Source organism: Thiolapillus sp. (genome assembly GCF_048562965.1).
Taxonomy (GTDB): domain Bacteria; phylum Pseudomonadota; class Gammaproteobacteria; order Chromatiales; family Chromatiaceae; genus Thiolapillus; species Thiolapillus brandeum_A.
Map to the genome: position 1 here is coordinate 1 of NZ_JBHNMF010001249.1, position 753 is coordinate 753.

General features: G+C 53.9%; 2 protein-coding genes. Both read left to right on the forward strand.

The window, feature by feature from the left end:
- Positions 1–234, forward strand: a 234-nt coding sequence (locus ACOCD2_RS23595; protein ID WP_295319212.1) for a hypothetical protein, incomplete at its 5' end; no start/stop codon positions are given.
- Positions 219–753: hypothetical protein (locus ACOCD2_RS23600; protein ID WP_293689544.1), on the forward strand; the 535-nt coding region annotated here is incomplete at its 3' end. The genes ACOCD2_RS23595 and ACOCD2_RS23600, both read left to right, overlap by 16 nt.

Here is a 753-nt window from a genome sequence, read left to right on the forward strand (position 1 = left end):
GCTCCGTACTTGTCTCCCAATGACTGGACGCCGCGTTTGGATGCCTACTTTGCTTCCCCTCTGGCGCTATGCGCACGACGGGTAAGCAGTGCGGCCTCGCGGCTACTGGGGACTACCAGCCCTCGCTTCGCTCTCCATGCCTGGCAGCGAAAGAAAACCAGCCCGTTCCTGTCTATCCCGTGCAATACATCCCCAACACCGAGGATGAAATCAGCCTGGTGGATATCTGGCTGACCTTCAGGAAGCACCGCAAGCTGTTTTTAAAGGTGGCCATCGGAGTTACCCTGCTGGGACTGATCGTCGCGCTGATCATGCCAAAATCTTACGACCTGCGTACCTCCATAGAGATCGGCACCGCCATTCGCGGGGACACACCCACTCCCATCGAAGCACCGGAAACGGTCAAAGCCAAGCTGGAAAACTCCCTGATACCCATGGTCATCCACCAGCTGAACAGTGCTGAAGAAGACGACACCATAGAATACAAGATCAGCACGACCATCCCCAAGAAAAGTGCATTGATCGTACTGACGAGCAAGACGACCACGGACGAAGAAACGCAGTACAAAAAACTGCACAACATGGTGATCGAGGCAATCACCAAGGATCATGCAAGAATCATCAACGTTCTGAACAAGCGTGTCTTCGACCTCGTGATAGATTTTGGGACATCCCAGTCCCCAAAATCGACTCGGCCTTTGACAACCTATTCGTGCCCCAGCCGTCCTGGTCACCAAGCACTACACAACAACT